Consider the following 15,469-nt stretch of genomic DNA (forward strand, 5'->3'; position numbering starts at 1 on the left):
ATCGCGGCCGTCAACGTCGTCTTGCCATGGTCAACGTGACCAATCGTGCCGATGTTGCAGTGCGGCTTGTTACGTTCGAACTTTTCCTTGGCCATCGTCTCTACCTTCGCGCCGGCGGGCTTGTTTCAGGGAATTCATGTGTTGGGAGCTGGAGCGGGTAGCGGGAATCGAACCCGCATCCTCAGCTTGGAAGGCTGCTGCACTACCATTGTGCTATACCCGCCAAGCTAGCGGGGTCGCGATCGGCTCCCGGGTCTGGCTTCTTCGGGGCCCAGGCTTCTTGGGAGCTCTCGTCGCGCGTGGTGGGGGAAGTAGGACTCGAACCTACGAAGGCGTACGCCAGGGGATTTACAGTCCCCCCCCTTTGCCACTCGGGACATTCCCCCAGCGCGCGACAGAGTTCCTTCAAAGCGGCCTTTCCATCCTCGAAACCGGCGGCGGACCGCCCGTCACGAAAAAGGAACAAAAGCTTCCTCGAGACCTGTGAGACGGTGCTAAAGCAGCGCCGCCCTGGCTCTTGGAAACCCTCAGGGCCCCAAATCGGAGCGCGTCTTATAGTGTCCTCTCATTCCGAACGCAACGACCGGAAAAAGCCTTCTTCGCCCGGACGTGATTTTCGTTCCAAGCCTCGGGAAAACAACAAGTTTTCCAAGGGCCAGGGCGACGCCAAGGACTGGATCTGGGGGATTCACGCCGTCGAGGCCGCGCTTTCCAACCCCGCCAGGCCCGTTCCGAAACGCCTTCTGGCCACCCCGGATCGCGCCAAACGACTCGCGCCGAATCTGAGCCGCGCGCCCTTCCTGCAGATCATGGAGGGCGCCGACATCGCCCGTCAGCTGCCCGCCGGGGCGGTGCACCAGGGTCTGGCCCTGAAGATCGACGAGCCCGAGATGCTCAGCGTCCACGACCTGGGGACGCCGGCCCAGGGCCTGCTGGTGATGCTGGACCAGATCACCGACCCGCAGAACATCGGGGCGATCTTCCGCTCGGCCGCCGCCTTCGGGGCCCGGGGCGTGATTCTTCAGGACCGCCACGCCCCGGCCCTGACCGGCGTGCTGGCCAAGACCGCCGTCGGGGCGGTGGACAAGATCCCCCACGTGCGCGTGGTCAATCTTTCCCGCGCCCTGGAAGAGCTGGCCGACCTGGGCTGGCGGGCCGTGGGCCTGGCCGGCGAGGCCGAGCAGACCCTCGACCAGGTGCTGGACGAACGCCCCACGGTGCTGGTGCTGGGCTCGGAGGGCGAAGGCGTGCGCCGGCTGGTGGCCGAACACTGCGACGTGATGGGAAAAATTGCCATGCCCGGAGGCTTCGAGAGCCTGAACGTGTCCGCTGCGGCGGCGGTGGCGCTCTACGAGGCGTCAAAAGTTCGCCCCAGGGATGAAACCGGTTCGTGAATCCCCGTTAACCGTTTTGATTTCGTCGCGATGACGTGGTTCTCTCAAGCCTGAGGCCGCGCGGCGTTGCTTGGCGGAGAGTTCGGACATGGGATCGGGGGACCCGATGTTGCACAACAAAGTCCGTTCGGCGGCTCTGGCCGGCTGCGCGGTGAGCGTTCTGATGATCGCTGGCTGCGGCGCGCGCGAGCCCGTCGAGGCGCCGCCCGCCGCCACGACCGAACCCGGCTACGCCGCCGCCCAGACGCCGGACCTGATGGGCGCGCCGCCCGCGTCCGAGGCCTCGCCGGCCGACGGCCTGCTGGGCGGCCCGCCCACCGCCGCGACCGCGCCGGTCCCGGTCACCACGACCCGGTCGACCCTGCGGACGTGGCGCCGTCCCGACGGGACCCTGGTCACCGCCATGGCGCCGATCGCCAATCCCAAGGGTTCGCCCAGGAACGCGCATCGCACGGTCCGCCATGTGTCGCGCGCGCCCGTCGCCCCGGCCCGCCGGGTCCACGTCGCGGCCACTCCCGTCGCCCATGCCGCCGCGGCGCCCGTGGCCAGGCCGACGCCGGTCGCCAAGCCCGCGCCGAAGCCGGTCGCCGCGGCGCCCGCCCCGGCCCCGCTGAAGCCGATCACCGCCGCCAAGCCCGCCGTGGCCCCGGCCAAGGCTCCGATCGTCGCGCCGCTCGCCCCGCCCACCGTCGCCGCCAAGCCCGTCCCGGCCAAGCCGACGACCAAGCTGCAGACCCTGCAGGCGGCCGTCGCGCCGGAAGCCACCAGGGGCGCGACCCTGGCCACGGCCGAAAGCCTGGCCCAGGGCAAGGAGGGCCAGGTCACCCTATCCTTGCCCGCCACCCTGGGCGAGCTGATCAAGACCGAAGCCGCCAAGCTGGGCCTGACCAAGGCGGCCAGGAAGACCAGCGCCTATGCCGACCTGCAGGGCCAGGGCTACGAGATCACCCCGAACGGCCGCCAGACCGCCGTGGTCAAGGCCGGCGAGCCGGCCACCTTCGCCTGGCAGGTCAAGCCGACCGCCGAGGCCAAGGGTCCGCTGAAGACCGAGTTCGGCGTCGCGCTGAACGGGACCAAGCCGGCTCAAGGCTTCACCCTGGGTTCGATCGCCAAGCAAGTCGCCCCGATCCAAGAGGCGGTGAAGGAAAAGACCCAGGGCTTCATGCCCAGCCTGGGCCGCTACGAGACGATCGACCTGCCGGGCGTCGGCAAGGTGCCGGGCAAGTCGCTGCTGGGCGGCGCGCTGGTGCTGCTGGCCCTGCTGATCCTGGTGGCGATCTCGCGCAACGCCTCGGCCGCCAGGGCGCGGACCGAGCGCCGCCGCAAGTTCCGCACCCTGACCGACTACGGCCGCAACGAGATGGACTTCGAGGCCCCGAAGGCCGCCGAGGTCAATTACGTCAACCCGATGGTCGCGGCCGCCGGCGGCGCCGTCGCCGGCGCGGTCGTGACCGACGCGGTCGGCCATCACGGCGACCATGGTCAGGCGATGGAGCACAACCCGTTCGCAGCCCCGGCGCACGAAGACCACGGCCGTGACGATCACCATGTCGCCCCGACGCCGGGACCCGAGGCCCTGGCGGTCGATCATGCCGACGCGCCCCTCGCCGCCCCTCACGACGATCATGGCCACGGCCATGAGGACCATGGTCCCGTCGTCGCCGAGGCCGCCCCCCATGGCGACGTCCACGCCGCGCACAAGGAACTCGAGCCCGCCCACTAAGGGATGCTTGCCAGACCCGCCCGCCTGACGCATTGAGGCCGCATGTTTGACGCGCTCCTCGCCCAGGTGGGCGGACTGAACGGTCCGTTCGCGGCCTTCCTTTCCGTCCTGATGATCGACCTCGTCCTGGCGGGCGACAATGCGGTGGCCGTGGGCCTGGCGGCCGGCGGCCTGCCGGCCAAGGACCGCAAGAAGGTCATCCTCTACGGCCTGGGCGCGGCCGTGGTGCTGCGCATCAGCTTCGCCCTGATCACCACCTGGCTGCTGGGCGTGATCGGCCTGCTGCTGGCCGGCGGCGTGCTGCTGCTGTGGGTCTGCTGGAAGATGTGGCGCGAGCTGCGCGAGCAGATCACCCACGACCAGGAGAACGCCCGCGCCGTCCTGGACGACGACCCGGCCACCGAGCCTCGCGCCAAGCCGGCCAAGAGCTTCAAGCAGGCCTTCCTGCAGGTGCTGATCGCCGACGTCTCGATGTCGCTGGACAACGTGTTGGCCGTGGCCGGCGCGGCCCGCGAGCACCCCGCCATCCTGGTGTTCGGCCTGCTGCTGTCGATCATCCTGATGGGCGTGGCCGCCACCGCCATCGCCAACCTGTTGCACAAGCACCGCTGGATCGGCTTCGTCGGCCTGGCCATCGTGCTGTACGTCGCCCTGCACATGATCTGGGAGGGCCACCGCAGCGTGGTCATCGACCTGCACAAGACCCAGGCCTACAACGCCGCCGCCCCGTCGTTCCTGGACATCACCCAGGACGAGCTGGCCGCGCACAACAAGCACAAATGACGCGCGGCCCGGCCCTCGTCGTCCGCCTGGCCGCGCTCAGCGGCTTCCTGGCCGTGGCGTTCGGGGCCTTCGCCGCCCACGGCGCCAGGGACGCGCGGGCGGCCGAGCTGCTGCACACCGGGTCGCTGTACCAGATGACCCACGCCCTGGCGGTGTTCGGCTGGCTGGCGGTGCGCCAAGTCGGCAAGGACAAGGTCGGCGGCGGGGCGGGGCTGACGATCCCGGCCCTGTTCTTGGCCGGAACCGTGCTGTTCTCGGGCTCGCTGTACGCCCTGGCGTTCGGCGCGCCGCGCGTCCTGGGCATGGTCACGCCGTTCGGCGGCCTGTGCTTCCTGGCCGGCTGGCTGCTGCTGGCCTGGCGAGCGGGAACGATCGCGGATCGCGAAATCTAGGCTGGCGCCTTGCCCCGCCGGTCCTTGGGGACCGCCAGGCCAAAGATCGCCAGGCTCGAGCCCACCAGGCAGGCGAACATCACCGCCGCCACCGGCCTGGCCGTGCCGTCGTGCAGCAGGCCGCCGGCCCACGAGGCCAGGGCGCCGGCCCCGAACGAGGCTCCGCCCATCAGGGCCGAGGTCGAGCCGGCCCGGCTGGGATCGACGCTCAGCGCCCCGGCCATGGTGTTGCCGGCCATCAGCCCGTAGCTCGACAGGGCCGCGAACAGCAGCGGCAGGACGGTGAACTGACCGCCCAGACCGCTGTAGGCGACGGCGACCAGCAGCAGGGCGGCGACGATCGAGGCGATGCTGGCCCGCACCAGCACCTGGTCGGGCGTGGCGCGGCGCAGCAGCAGGCGGTTGACCTGGCTGGCCCCGATGATGCCCACGGCGTTGAAGGCGAAGACGATGTTGAACACCAGCGGCGAGTGGCCGTAGGTCCCCATCACCAGATCCGGCGCGGTCGAGATGTAGGTGAACAGGGTCGCGCCGTTCAGGGCCCCGGCCACGCCATAGCCGACCAGCCGCTTCTGGCGCAGCAGGGCGGCGTAGGCGCGGAACGGGTTTTCCGAACGCGCCTGGACCGCCGTGGCCTCGGACCGCGACTCCGCCAGGCTCAGCGCGATCCACAAACCGATCAGCAGGCCGAAGACCACCAGCGTCCAGAACACGCCGCGCCAGCCGGCGAGGAACTGGACGACGCCGCCGAACTGCGGGGCCAGAACCGGCGCCAGGCCCATGATCAGGGTCATCAGCGACAGCACTCGCGCCGTATCGGCGTGGTTGAACTTGTCGCGCACCACCGCCCGGGCGATCACCGCCCCCGCGCAGCCGCCCAGGGCCTGGACGAAGCGGGCGGCGATCAGCACCTGGATCGACGCCGCCGTGGCGCAGACCACCGAGGCGACGACATAGAGGCCGATGCCCAGCAGCAGCGGCGGGCGCCGCCCGAACCGGTCCGAGGCCGGGCCGTACAGGAACTGGCCGATCGCCATGCCGGCGAAGAACGCCGCCAGGGTGGCCTGAACGTCGTCGGCCCCCGCGTGCAAGGTCCGACCGATCTCCGGCATGCTCGACAGGTACATGTCGATCGACATCGGCGCGAAGGCGGTCAGGGCGCCCAGCATCAGGACGAGCCGCCAGGGCGTGGCGGCGGGCGCGGACTGGACGTCGTCGGTCATGGCCGCGCTTTTACGCTTGTTTTCCACAGGGGTAAGTCCTTGACCGTACGAATCGCGGCCTTGCCCGGCGCGACGCCGGCCGGCAAAGTGATCACCAATAACATAAGCAGGAAACGCCATGACCCAGCTCGCGCCGCCGATGCCCGAACCTTCGTTCGCGCAGATCAACGGGATCCGCATGGCCTATTACGAGGCCGGGCCGCGGGTCGGCGTCCCGATCGTGCTGTGCCACGGCTTTCCCGAATTCTCCTATTCGTGGCGCTGGCAGATCGCGGCCCTGGCGGCGGCGGGGCGTTGGGTGATCGTCCCCGACCAGCGCGGCTATGGCCTGACCGACCGTCCCGAGGCGGTCGAGGCCTACGACATGGCCCATCTGACCGGCGACCTCGTCGGGTTGCTGGACCACCTGGGCGTCGGCAAGGCGGTGTTCTGCGGTCATGACTGGGGCGGCTTGGTCGTCTGGCAAATGCCGCTGATGCATCCAGACCGCGTGGCTGGCGTGGTCGGGGTCAACACCCCGTTCCTGCCGCGCCTGCCGGTCGACCCCATCACCATGTTCCGTCACGCGTTCGGCGAGGACATGTACATCGTCCACTTCCAGAAACCCGGCGTGGCCGACGCCCAGCTGGCCGCCGACGTCGACAGGACCATGCGCTACTTCATGCGCAAGCCGACCGGCGTTCAGGCCGCCTTCACCAGCGGCGAGACCAGCGGGCGCTCGCTGGCCCTGCAGGACGGCCTGGCCCGCTACGACGTCGCCGACGACTCCAGCCAGTTGCTGGCGCCCGAGGAGCTGAAGGTCTTCGTCGAGACGTTCCAGCGCACTGGCTTCACCGGCGGGATCAACTGGTACCGCAACTTCGTCCGAAACTGGGAGCGGGCCGAGCACTTGCCGACACGGATCGACGGAATCCCGTGCCTGATGATCATGGCCGAGCACGACGTGGTGCTGCCACCGTCCCTGGCCGACCGCATGGGCGACCAGATCTCGGACCTGGAGAAGGTGCTGGTCGAGGGCAGCGGCCACTGGACCCAGCAAGAGAAGCCCGACCAAGTGAACGCGATCCTGATCGACTGGCTAGGGCGGCGGTTCCCGAATCCATGAGACCGCGGTTGTCATCCCGGAAAACGCGCAGCGCTTGTCCGGGATCCAGGGCGACTGCACCGCCTTCGCCCAGCCCCCCTGGGTCCGGACGGCCTTTGCGAGGCTTGCGGGATGACAACCAGTTCTAGGCCACTGATATCCTTCGGATAATTCCGCCGCCCAATTGGGTATCCCCCTACCCCTTGTCCGCCGCCAGGATCTCCGCGCGCCGGCGCATCGCCGCCGCCATCTGCAGCATCGCCAGGGCCGAGGTCTCGTCGCGCTCGGCGGCGCGCACCGTGTAGAGCTGGGCCATCACCTGCAGGGAGATGACCTTGTCGAGGCCTTCGGGGCCCATCATCTCGGCGATCGCGCGGTCCAGCTCGGCCAACTGGCGCGGAGTCAGCATGTCGAGCAGTTCTTCGTCGCTGAGGTCTTCGGGGTTGTTCATGACTCGGGAGAATAGGCAAAAGCGGCGCGGGTTGCGACGGTCCCCGGCCGGGGTTCGGCGAGCGGCGATGCGGGGCGCGCCGCAAGCATGGGCGAATGACCCGCTCGCGCCGTTCCCTCGCGGCCCGAAACCGGTTTAGGGTTGCATCATGGATCGCAACGCTTCCGCCCCGCCCATGTCCGCCAACGGTCGCCGCGGCCTGTTTCGCGACATCGAGCCCTTTTCGTTCGGCTGGCTGGGCACGGGCGGTCCGCACGAGATCTATTACGAGGAGTGCGGCGCCCCGCGCGGCAAGCCGGCGGTGATCCTGCACGGCGGCCCCGGCGGGGCGGTCAATCCGACCATGCGGCGGTTCTTCGATCCCAGCCGGTGGCGCATGGCCCTGTTCGACCAGCGCGGCTGCGGCCGCTCGCGCCCCAACGCCAGCCTCGAGGACAACACCACCTGGAGCCTGATCGCCGACATCGAGCGGCTGCGCGTGCACCTGGGGATCGAGAAGTGGACCGTGTTCGGCGGCTCCTGGGGCTCGACCCTGGCCCTGGCCTACGCCATCGTCCACCCCGAACGGGTCGAGGGCCTGGTGCTGCGCGGCATCTTCCTGCTGACCCAGAAGGAGCTGCGCTGGTTCTACCAGGACGGCGCCTCGATGCTGTTCCCCGACGCCTGGGAGCGGTTCCTGGCCCCGATCCCGGTCGAGGAGCGCGGCGACCTGATGACCGCCTATCACAAGCGCCTGACCCATCCCGACCGCCGCGTCCAGGCCGAGGCGGCCGGAGCCTGGAGCCAGTGGGAGGGCGACACCATCTCGCTTCGCGGGCCCGAAGCCCGCCCCCCGAAGTTCAACGAAGAGGACTTCGCCATCGCCTTCGCGCGGATCGAATGCCACTTCTTCGCCAATGGCGGGTTCTTCGAGGAGGACGGCTGGATCCTGAAGAACATCGACCGGATCCGCCACATCCCGGCCTGGATCGTCCAGGGCCGCTTCGACGTCGTCACGCCGCTGGACAGCGCCTGGTCCCTGCACCGCGCCTGGCCGGAGGCCCGGTTCGAGATCGTCTGGGACGCGGGCCACGCCTCGACCGAGCCCGGCGTCATCGACGGCTTGGTGCGGGCGACCAACGCGGCGTTGGGCGTCTAGGCCTTCGCCCGGGCGCGGTGCACCAGTCCCTCGCGGACGGACACCCCCAGCAGGACCACGGTCGTGGCGATCGACAGGACCAGCGGGCCGACCGCCAGGCTGACCGGCGCCAGGGCCGCCAGCGCCAGCAGGCCGACCACCTGCGCCGGCGCCCAGATCCGGAACACCGCCCGCTTGAACAGAGCGCCGCCCAGCAGGAACAGGAACGGCCCGCCGATCAGGGCCAGCGCCGTCTTCAGGTCGGTATGGCCCACGGGATGGTGGATCGTCCATTCGTCGGCCACGGCCGTGACGATGACGCCGGCGATCGGCAGCAGATGGATGTAGGTATAGGCCTCGCGGGCCACCCGGCCGGGGTTCTTGGCGTGGCTGATCGCCTCGCTGGCGGCTTCGGCGGTGAACGAGAAATAGATCCACCACATGGCCAGGCTGCCGGCGAACGAGGCCAGGAACGCGGCGATCACCGTCGGCGTCCAGGCCAGGGTCGCGGTGGTCGCGCCCATGACCAGGATCGACTCGCCCAGGGCGATGATCGTGAACAGGGCGCAGCGCTCGGCCAGGTGGCCGCCCTCGACGTCCCACTCCTCGGCGCGGGCGCGGCCCATGCCGGGGGTCCAGAAGCCCAGGGCCGGCGAGACGTACTCCAGGGCCAGCGCCCCGCCCCACAGCGCCAGCCGCGCGCCGCCCCCGGCCAGGCCGCCGGCGATCCACAACACGCCCGACGTCGCGAACCAGGCCGAGATCCGGATGAAGTTGCGGCTCTGGAACGGATGGCCGCGCATCGCCCAGGCGGTGAACAGGCTGCGGCCCAGCTGGATCGCCACGAAGGCCAGGGCGAAGATCAGGCCGCGCTCGCCGAACGCCTTGGGGATCGACATGGTCATGACCATGCCCACCACCATCACCGCGAACAGCATGATCCGCACCGGCGCCCGCTCGGGGTCCAGCCAGTTGGTGACCCAGGCGGTGAAGATCCAGGCCCACCAGACGGCCATCAGCAGCAGGCCGGTCTCGACCACGCCCAGCAGGGTCGGATGGGCCATCAGGCCGTGCGACAGCTGGGTGACCGCGAACACGAACACCAGGTCGAAGAACAGCTCGACATAGGTGACCCGCGCATGGCCGCCCGAGGCGCGGTCGCGGAGCATGTGGCGGCGTGGCATGTCGTGTTCCCCTCTGGCGAGTCGCCAGCCTAAGGCGTGACGGCCGAAAGCGGATGCCGGTTTCGGCGCCCGTCGCGGACGACCTTCGCACGGCGTAGATCGAACGTTTTGTCGTTCCGCGCGCTCTTGTCGGCATGGACGCTTCGGACCTTCGCCCCCATCGCGCCGCGCTGGTCGGCGCCGTCGCCGCCTTGGCGGCGGGGCTGACGGGCGGCCTGGCCCTCAGGACCGGCCCGCAGACCGCGCCCCAGGCCGAGACCTTGTTCGCCTCTGGCCCCGCCTATCCCGAGGCCCCGGCGGTCGCCTGGCCCGGCGGCAAGGTTCCCGACTACGTGGTCGGGACCGACTTCCTGCCCGCCCCGCAGACCGACCAGCCGCCCGTGGTCGTGGCCTCGTACGAGGTCCCCGACTATGTCCCGGCGTCCTGGACCGAGCCGGCGCCCGAGCCCCAGGTCCAGGCCCCGTCCGTGCAGCTGGCCGAGGTCGAGGCCGCGGAGCGGACCTGGCCGTCGACCGGCGGCGACATCCTGGACACCCGCCTGCCCGAGGACGCGCCGCCCGCGCCCGAGCCCCCGCAGGCGATCGACGCGCCGGAAGCGCCCATGGCGATCGCCGCGGCGTACTAGTCCACCCAAACACCGCTCATCCCGGCCCCGCCCTTGCTGCCAACCGCTCCAACCCACGGCGCGTGTTCCATTTCGCGCCAGAACCTGGATCGGAATGGCGGACGCGGAACACCAGCAGGCTGAACGGCCCGACCTCTGGCGCAAGCTGGAAGCGCTGGCCTGCGGCTTCGTGCTGTTCATGCTGTCCAACGCCCTGATCGGGCCGTTGCTGGATCCGCTGCAGGCCGGCGGCGAGAACATTCCCGTCCTGCGGCTGATGTGGCTGCCGGTCTACGCCCTGATCCTGGGCCTGGCGGTCTGGCGCGCGCCGCGCCTGATGCGGTTCTGGCTTCCGGCCCTGATGCTGAGCCTGCTGATCTTCTGGGTCTACGCCTCGGCCTCCTGGTCGCTGAACCCGGCCACCACCAACCGCCGGGCCCTGGCGGCGGCCTTCACCACCCTGTTCGGCCTCTATTTCGCGTCCAGCTTCGACGGGCGGCGGATGGCCGAGATCATCGCCGTCACCTTCCTGCTCCTGGCCGCGGCCGGCCTCCTGGCCGCCGTCGCCTATCCGAAGATGGGCGTGCAGCACGACATCAACGCCGGCGACTGGCGCGGCCTCTGGTACGAGAAGAACCAGATGGGCGCGATGATGGTCTACGGCGCCCTGGCCGCGATGGCCGCGCTGCTGGCCGGCTCGACCCGACGCAAGCAGATGGTCTTCACCATCGTGCTGTGCGCGGCGATGCTGCTGATGAGCAAGTCCAAGACCTCGCTGCTGGCCCTGATGATCGGCCTGTGCGGCTCGATGCTGCTGGCGGCCATGCGGCGCGGCCCGGCCACGGCGGTGATCGTCGTCTGGCTGGGCGTCACGGTCGCGGTGACCGCCGCCATGGTCATGTGGCTGGCCCCGGAGCTGCTGTTCAAGGCCCTGGGCAAGGATCCCTCCCTGACCGGCCGCACCGACATCTGGGCCGCCCTGCTGCGCCAGTCGGCCAAGCATCCGCTGACCGGCTACGGTTACGGCGTGTTCTGGACCCTGGACTCCGTCCCCGCCAACTGGATCCGCAAGGAGACCGGCTGGCTGGTGCCCAGCGCCCACAACGGCTGGCTGGACATACTGGCCCAGCTGGGCTGGATCGGGGTGGGTCTGTGCGCCCTGGTGCTGGGCGGGCCGCTGCTGGTGGCCCTGTTCCGCTTCCGCCGGGTGCAGGACGGCTATTGGGCCACCCTGTTCCTGGCCATCTTCCTGATGACCACCTTCTCCGAGAGCTTCATCCTGGAGCGCAACGGCATCGTCTGGGCCCTGGCCTGCGCGGCGGTGACGCGCCTGCTGGGACCCGTGTGGGCGCCGGGCGCGCCGTCCGAAAAGGCCGCCCGCCGTCCGCTGGTCGCCGCGCCGCCCCTGGCCTGGAGCCTGGCCTCCGCGGACCCTGAACCCGAGATCTGGACGCCCGCGTCGGCCCGCCGTCCCGCCTTCGCGCCCACATTTGGCAAGCGCACGGTCTCGCCTTTCGGCGCATAGGCCGCTACTGGAGCGGCATGACCGACTATACGCCCCAGCAGATCGTCGCCCGCGGCGCGCGCGCCGACGCCGAAGCCGCCGCCGACGCCATCGACAACCGCCCCGGCCTCGAGGGTGCGACCTACTCGATCCTGGAAGAGGATGAGGACAAGGGGATCTGGCGCATCGACGCCTTCCCGACCACCGACGAGGAAGACGCGGGCCTGCTGGCGTTGCTGGCCGGCTATCCGCTGAAGGTGGTGCGCGAGCAGCTGGCCGACGCCGACTGGCTGGCCATGGCGCTGTCGGGCCTGCCGCCGGTGCGGGCCGGGCGGTTCTTCGTCTACGGCATGCACGACCGCGGCCGCCTGCCGGCCAGCACCGTCAACCTGCGCATCGAGGCCGGCGCGGCCTTCGGCACCGGCCACCACGGCACGACCGTCGGCTGCCTGCTGGCCTATGACCGGCTGATCAAGGCCCGCAAGTTCAACAAGGTGCTCGACGTCGGGGCCGGCACCGGGCTCTTGGCGATCGCCGCCGCGCGGACGGGATCAAGGATCGCCGTCGGCACCGACATCGACAAGCCCAGCGTGCGGATCTCCAAGGAGAACGCCAAGGTCAACCGCGCCAACGCCCGCTTCGTCCACGCCTCGGGCCTTTCCAACCGCCTGGTGACCGACAACGCCCCCTACGACCTGGTGTTCGCCAACATCCTGGCCCGGCCGCTGGTCAGCCTGGCCCAGGACATCAAGAACGCCCTGGTCCCCGGCGGCACGGTGATCCTGTCGGGCCTGCTGCGCACCCAGGAGCGGATGGTCAAGGCCGCCTACGTCTCGCGCGGCTTCAAGGTGGTCAACCGCATCCACCGCGACGCCTGGGCGGCGCTGGTCCTGCAGCGGCCTTAGGGCTTTGACTCACCCTCTCCCTTGGGAGAGGGTTTGGAGATTCGGAACACCCTTCCCCCTCCCCACGTTTCTCCCGGCGGGACATCCTCGCTCCAGGAGCAACGTCATGACCTATGTCGATCCCCAAGCCCCGCCGCCCGAACGCGTCGTGCGCGTCCGTCGCGAAGGCGGCGCCACCGGCTGGTTCGTGGCCGGGGCCGTGGCCATCGTCGCCGTGGTCGCCATCGCCTTCATGCTGACCGTCGGGGCGCGCACGCCCAGCGACGACCAGATCACCCAAGCCCAGGAACAGGGCCGCACCGCCGCCGCCGTCGAAAACGCCCAGACCGGGGCCGCCCAGGCCACGATCGTCGCCCAGCAGGCCGCCCGCGACGCCGGGGCCGCCGCCGACAGCGCCCGCCGCTCGACCGAGGCCACGGCCGCCAACGCGGCCCAGGCCGCGCACGACGCCGCCGCCCGCGCCGCCCAGTCGCGCGACGACACCCTCGCGCCGTCGGCCGATCCCAACCTCAACCCGCCGCCGGCCCAGCAGCCGCAGCCGGTCAACTAGGCCGACGATCTCAACCCGCCCCTTCCCAGGGCGAAGGGGCGGGACTAAATCGAAGGCATGCGCCAGACCTTCGATGAATCCACCGACCCGGGCTTCGGCCCCCGTCACGTTCCCCTGATCCGCGCCGCCATGGCGCGCCAGGGCCTGGACGGCTTCCTCGTGCCGCACGAGGACGAGCACCAGAACGAATACCTGCCGGCCGCCAACGACCGCCTGGCCTGGGCCAGCGGCTTCACCGGTTCGGCCGGGGCCGGGGTGATCCTCAAGGACCGCGCCGCGGTCTTCGTCGACGGCCGCTACACCCTGCAGGTCCGCGACCAGGTCGACCAGGGCGTGTTCGAGATCCGCGACCTGGTCGAGGGCGGGGTGCCCGCCTATCTGGAGACCGCCTCGAAGGGCGCGGTGATCGGCTACGACGCCCGCCTGCACAGCCCCCAGGCGCTGGACGGCCTGAGGGCCGCCGCCGCCAAGGCCGGCGCGGCGCTGAAGCCCGTGGCCGTCAACCCGATCGACGAGGCCTGGGGCGCGGAACGTCCCGCCCAGCCCGCCGCGCCGGTCGTGCCTCAGCCGGTCCGGTACGCCGGCGAGGAGTCGGCCTCCAAGCGGGCCCGCGTCGGCTCGGCCGTCGCCGCCCTGGGCGCCGATGCGGCGGTGATCACCGCCCCGGCCTCGATCGCCTGGCTGTTCAATATCCGCGGCGGCGACGTCATCCGCTCGCCCCTGCCGCTGTCCCAGGCCGTGCTGCGCGCCGACGGTACGGCGCGGCTGTTCCTGGATCCGGCCAAGGTCACGGACGAGCTTCCGGCCTGGCTGGGCAACCAGGTGTCGCTGGAAGCGCCCGAGACCCTGGACGCCGCCCTGGCCGAGCTGGCGGGCCAGAAGGTCGTCGTCGATCCCGCCCAATCGTCGGTCTGGTACTTCGACGCCCTGGCGGCGGCCGGCGCCCAGGTGGTCCGCGCCATGGACCCCTGCACCCTGCCCCGCGCCTGCAAGAACGCCGTCGAGATCGCCGGCACGGTCGAGGCCCACCGGCGCGACGGCGCGGCCCTGACCCGCTTTCTCCACTGGCTGGCCACCGAGGGCCAGGTCAATCCGCCCGACGAGAAGGAGGCCGTGGCCAAGCTGGAGGCCTTCCGTGAGGCGACCGGCGTGCTCAAGGACCTCAGCTTCGACACCATCGGCGCGGCCAACGGCCACGGCGCCCTGCCCCACTACCGCCCGACCGAGCGCAGCAACGAGCGCGCCGCCCTGGGCTCGCTGCTGCTGGTCGACAGCGGCGGCCAGTACCTGGACGGCACCACCGACGTCACCCGCACGGTCGCCATCGGCGAGCCGACGGCCGAGATGGTCACCCGCAACACCCTGGTCCTCAAGGGCCACCTGGCCATCGCCCGCCTGCGTTTCCCGGCCGGCACCACCGGTTCGGCGATCGACGCCTTCGCCCGCGCCGCGCTCTGGAGCCACGGCCTGGACTACGACCATGGCACCGGCCACGGCGTCGGCGTCTATCTGGGCGTCCACGAGGGTCCGCAGCGGATCAGCAAGGCGCCCAACACCATCGCCCTGCAGCCGGGCATGATCGTCTCCAACGAGCCGGGCTACTACAAGGACGGCGAGTACGGCATCCGCATCGAGAACCTCGAGGTGGTCATGCCGGCCGAGGCCGTCGGGACGGGCGACCGGCCGATGCACCGCTTCCACGCCCTGACCCTGGCCCCGATCGATCGGCGGCTGGTCGACAAGAGCCTGCTGTCGGCCGAGGAAATCGCCCAGTTCGACGCCTATCACGCGCGGGTCGCGCGGGAGATCGGTCCGCTGGTCGAGCCGGAGGTTCGCGCCTGGCTGGAAGACGTCTGCGCGCCGCTTTAGGGGCGCTCTTTCTCACCCTCTTCCGCGAGTGAGCAGGGCTATCGCCTAGGCCCAAATACGACTGTCATCCCGGACAAGCGCGCAGCGCGAAGGTCCGGGATCGAGGCGTGAACTCAGAGCTTGCGGCGGTCCCGGATCTGCGCCCGGCTCGCGCCGGGCTTGTCCGGGATGACAGCGTCTTTGGCGGTGAACCCATATGCGATCGCCCCGCCCTCTGGGGGAGGGAAAGGCGAAATGGGCGACTTATCCTCGGCGGATAGCGAGTGAGGTTCAACGATTTCAACGCCTTGAACTTTCTCGACCCCGATCTGTCCCCACCCCTTCAAACCACCCTGATAATGACCTCACCTGAAGGCACGGGGAGGGCGCGAGGCCAGCGACCGATGCGGCTTTCAGGGGTGGACGAGCGGGGCTTGTCGGCGGCGCGTGAGTTTGCGGGCGGCCAGCTTAATCAGAGGGCGAGGGACGTAAGCTCGCCCATCGGGGTCTTCTCGCTGGAAGGCTCCGCCCGTCGCGGGGTTCGCTCCGGTCCTGGCTTGGCTCACTCCCGCCTCTGAAATCAAGCGGTGCACAGATCCAGCGGGAACCACCGGGTGGGGTGAAGGGCGGAAAAGGCCCGCGCGCCCCGGCCTTGCGGATAACGGCTCCACGCGAAGCGCCTGACTTCGTCGAAACGGTATCAACA

General features: G+C 70.3%; 15 protein-coding genes and 2 tRNA genes. 11 read left to right on the forward strand and 6 right to left on the reverse strand.

Translation table 11 applies throughout. The annotated features are described in order from the left end of the window. The 3 genes from BM066_RS24885 to BM066_RS24895 form a co-directional block, all read right to left on the reverse strand. Window positions 1-95 (reverse strand): GTP-binding protein (locus BM066_RS24885; RefSeq protein ID WP_209282537.1); only part of this gene is annotated, 95 nt, incomplete at its 3' end. Between the two features lie 54 nt (window positions 96-149). Beyond that, window positions 150-223: transfer RNA gene (locus BM066_RS24890), tRNA-Gly, on the reverse strand. A gap of 77 nt (window positions 224-300) precedes the next feature. After that, window positions 301-386: transfer RNA gene (locus tag BM066_RS24895), tRNA-Tyr, on the reverse strand. Between the two features lie 171 nt (window positions 387-557). On the opposite strand from BM066_RS24895, the gene rlmB reads away from it, so the two are divergent. From rlmB to BM066_RS24915, 4 genes are all read left to right on the forward strand, one after another. Next, window positions 558-1,394: a 23S rRNA (guanosine(2251)-2'-O)-methyltransferase RlmB gene (gene rlmB / locus BM066_RS24900; protein WP_089931055.1), complete on the forward strand. Its 837-nt coding sequence runs from the start codon at window positions 558-560 to the stop codon at window positions 1,392-1,394. A gap of 106 nt (window positions 1,395-1,500) precedes the next feature. Continuing rightward, window positions 1,501-3,117, forward strand: a complete 1,617-nt coding sequence (locus BM066_RS24905) for a stalk-specific protein StpX (RefSeq protein ID WP_304441224.1) — start codon at window positions 1,501-1,503, stop codon at window positions 3,115-3,117. A 42-nt stretch (window positions 3,118-3,159) separates the two neighbouring features. Beyond that, entirely contained in the window at window positions 3,160-3,900 is a 741-nt protein-coding gene (locus BM066_RS24910; protein WP_089931060.1) for a TerC family protein, read from the forward strand. Beyond that, window positions 3,897-4,292 carry a DUF423 domain-containing protein gene (locus tag BM066_RS24915; protein WP_089931062.1) on the forward strand — a complete coding sequence of 132 codons (396 nt, stop codon included), beginning with the start codon at window positions 3,897-3,899 and terminating at the stop codon, window positions 4,290-4,292. The genes BM066_RS24910 and BM066_RS24915 overlap by 4 nt, the downstream gene beginning before the upstream one ends. Here BM066_RS24915 and BM066_RS24920 read toward each other — a convergent pair. Then, complete coding sequence (locus BM066_RS24920; protein ID WP_089931064.1) at window positions 4,289-5,515, reverse strand: multidrug effflux MFS transporter; 1,227 nt, start codon at window positions 5,513-5,515, stop codon at window positions 4,289-4,291. The genes BM066_RS24915 and BM066_RS24920 overlap by 4 nt on opposite strands. A 118-nt stretch (window positions 5,516-5,633) precedes the next feature. Between BM066_RS24920 and BM066_RS24925 the strand changes: the two genes are divergently transcribed. Then, on the forward strand, window positions 5,634-6,620 hold the full coding sequence (locus tag BM066_RS24925; RefSeq protein ID WP_089931070.1) for an alpha/beta fold hydrolase: 987 nt from the start codon (window positions 5,634-5,636) through the stop codon (window positions 6,618-6,620). Between the two features lie 175 nt (window positions 6,621-6,795). Here the strand turns inward: BM066_RS24925 and BM066_RS24930 are convergent, their stop codons facing one another. Then, window positions 6,796-7,050, reverse strand: a complete 255-nt coding sequence (locus BM066_RS24930; RefSeq protein ID WP_089931073.1) for a low temperature requirement protein A — start codon at window positions 7,048-7,050, stop codon at window positions 6,796-6,798. Between the two features lie 148 nt (window positions 7,051-7,198). On the opposite strand from BM066_RS24930, the gene pip reads away from it, so the two are divergent. Then, complete coding sequence (gene pip / locus BM066_RS24935; RefSeq protein ID WP_089931075.1) at window positions 7,199-8,188, forward strand: prolyl aminopeptidase; 990 nt, start codon at window positions 7,199-7,201, stop codon at window positions 8,186-8,188. Here pip and BM066_RS24940 read toward each other — a convergent pair. Then, window positions 8,185-9,351 (reverse strand): low temperature requirement protein A, encoded by a 1,167-nt coding sequence (locus tag BM066_RS24940; RefSeq protein WP_089931077.1) that lies wholly within the window; start codon window positions 9,349-9,351, stop codon window positions 8,185-8,187. The genes pip and BM066_RS24940 overlap by 4 nt on opposite strands. A gap of 134 nt (window positions 9,352-9,485) precedes the next feature. Between BM066_RS24940 and BM066_RS24945 the strand changes: the two genes are divergently transcribed. The 5 genes from BM066_RS24945 to BM066_RS24965 all read left to right on the forward strand — a co-directional run bounded on the left by BM066_RS24945 (window position 9,486) and on the right by BM066_RS24965 (window position 14,784). After that, the gene (locus BM066_RS24945; protein WP_089931079.1) at window positions 9,486-9,977 is read left to right on the forward strand and encodes a hypothetical protein; all 492 of its coding nucleotides are present in this window, start codon (window positions 9,486-9,488) and stop codon (window positions 9,975-9,977) included. 94 nt (window positions 9,978-10,071) lie between these two features. Further along, on the forward strand, window positions 10,072-11,481 hold the full coding sequence (locus BM066_RS24950; protein ID WP_089931081.1) for an O-antigen ligase family protein: 1,410 nt from the start codon (window positions 10,072-10,074) through the stop codon (window positions 11,479-11,481). 17 nt (window positions 11,482-11,498) lie between these two features. Next, window positions 11,499-12,365: a 50S ribosomal protein L11 methyltransferase gene (locus BM066_RS24955; protein ID WP_018062549.1), complete on the forward strand. Its 867-nt coding sequence runs from the start codon at window positions 11,499-11,501 to the stop codon at window positions 12,363-12,365. Window positions 12,366-12,471: 106 nt separating this feature from the next. Next, window positions 12,472-12,915 carry a hypothetical protein gene (locus BM066_RS24960; RefSeq protein WP_089931083.1) on the forward strand — a complete coding sequence of 148 codons (444 nt, stop codon included), beginning with the start codon at window positions 12,472-12,474 and terminating at the stop codon, window positions 12,913-12,915. 57 nt (window positions 12,916-12,972) lie between these two features. Beyond that, entirely contained in the window at window positions 12,973-14,784 is a 1,812-nt protein-coding gene (locus tag BM066_RS24965) for an aminopeptidase P family protein (protein WP_089931085.1), read from the forward strand. The last annotated feature ends 685 nt before the right edge of the window (window positions 14,785-15,469 follow it).

Source organism: Caulobacter sp. UNC279MFTsu5.1, assembly GCF_900114015.1.
In the GTDB taxonomy this organism is placed as follows: Bacteria; Pseudomonadota; Alphaproteobacteria; order Caulobacterales; family Caulobacteraceae; genus Caulobacter.

Excerpts from the sequence above, each read along its gene's own strand:
- BM066_RS24905 (WP_304441224.1), top strand. The coding sequence starts at position 1,501 with ATGTTGCACAACAAAGTCCGTTCGGCGGCTCTGGCCGGCTGCGCGGTG.
- BM066_RS24945 (WP_089931079.1), top strand. The coding sequence starts at position 9,486 with ATGGACGCTTCGGACCTTCGCCCCCATCGCGCCGCGCTGGTCGGCGCC.
- BM066_RS24950 (WP_089931081.1), top strand. The coding sequence starts at position 10,072 with ATGGCGGACGCGGAACACCAGCAGGCTGAACGGCCCGACCTCTGGCGC.
- BM066_RS24965 (WP_089931085.1), top strand. The coding sequence starts at position 12,973 with ATGCGCCAGACCTTCGATGAATCCACCGACCCGGGCTTCGGCCCCCGT.
- BM066_RS24955 (WP_018062549.1), top strand. The coding sequence starts at position 11,499 with ATGACCGACTATACGCCCCAGCAGATCGTCGCCCGCGGCGCGCGCGCC.
- BM066_RS24940 (WP_089931077.1), bottom strand. The coding sequence starts at position 9,351 with ATGCCACGCCGCCACATGCTCCGCGACCGCGCCTCGGGCGGCCATGCG.
- BM066_RS24910 (WP_089931060.1), top strand. The coding sequence starts at position 3,160 with ATGTTTGACGCGCTCCTCGCCCAGGTGGGCGGACTGAACGGTCCGTTC.
- pip (WP_089931075.1), top strand. The coding sequence starts at position 7,199 with ATGGATCGCAACGCTTCCGCCCCGCCCATGTCCGCCAACGGTCGCCGC.
- BM066_RS24920 (WP_089931064.1), bottom strand. The coding sequence starts at position 5,515 with ATGACCGACGACGTCCAGTCCGCGCCCGCCGCCACGCCCTGGCGGCTC.
- BM066_RS24925 (WP_089931070.1), top strand. The coding sequence starts at position 5,634 with ATGACCCAGCTCGCGCCGCCGATGCCCGAACCTTCGTTCGCGCAGATC.
- BM066_RS24930 (WP_089931073.1), bottom strand. The coding sequence starts at position 7,050 with ATGAACAACCCCGAAGACCTCAGCGACGAAGAACTGCTCGACATGCTG.
- BM066_RS24960 (WP_089931083.1), top strand. The coding sequence starts at position 12,472 with ATGACCTATGTCGATCCCCAAGCCCCGCCGCCCGAACGCGTCGTGCGC.
- BM066_RS24915 (WP_089931062.1), top strand. The coding sequence starts at position 3,897 with ATGACGCGCGGCCCGGCCCTCGTCGTCCGCCTGGCCGCGCTCAGCGGC.